At 46.3% G+C, this 712-nt stretch carries 1 protein-coding gene; it reads left to right on the top strand.

All coding sequences use genetic code 11. The features are described from left to right. Positions 1 to 27 precede the first annotated feature (27 nt). The coding region (locus tag A3763_RS07050; RefSeq protein WP_197482824.1) for a cbb3-type cytochrome c oxidase subunit I at positions 28 to 712 on the top strand (685 nt) is incomplete at its 3' end.

Raw genomic sequence — 712 nt, 5'->3', positions numbered from 1 at the left:
AAGCGGCGCGCTAGGAGGAGATAATCAATGAGTTCTACTATTACAATTGATGAACAAAATCAGGACGTTTCAAGCGCCGATCATGATCACCACAATGAGCCACCGAAGGGTATAGGCCGCTGGTTATTCAGCACTAACCATAAAGATATTGGTACCATGTACCTGGTGTTTTCTCTCATTATGTTATTTTTGGGTGGTGGTATGGCAATGCTCATTAGAGCAGAGTTGTACTTTCCTGGCTTGCAGTTTTTGGAGCCTGACCTTTTCAATAACATGGTCACTACACATGCCTTGATTATGGTCTTTGGTGTTGTCATGCCTGCCGCAGCTGGTATGGCGAATTGGATGATCCCACTTCAAATCGGTGCGCCAGATATGGCATTGCCACGCTTAAATAACTTGAGTTTCTGGCTATTACCCGCCGGGGCTGCCCTGCTTATTTTGTCAGTCATCGTACCGTTTTTCGGTGGCGGCGCCCCCGTCAATACAGGCTGGACCTTGTACCCTCCCTTATCTGTTCAAGCGGGAATGGGGATGGATCTGCTGATCTTTACTCTTCATGTATTAGGCATATCATCGATACTCGCTGCCATCAATATCGTTACAACGGTATTGAATATGCGCGCTCCCGGCCTTGATATGATGAAACTACCCTTGTTTGTCTGGGCATGGCTATTTACAGCAATTCTATTGATTATGATCATGCCAGCAC

The organism is Oleiphilus sp. HI0128 (genome assembly GCF_001635365.1).
Note: the sequence above shows the minus strand (reverse complement) of the source record. Positions and strands in the feature narration are given on the sequence as shown.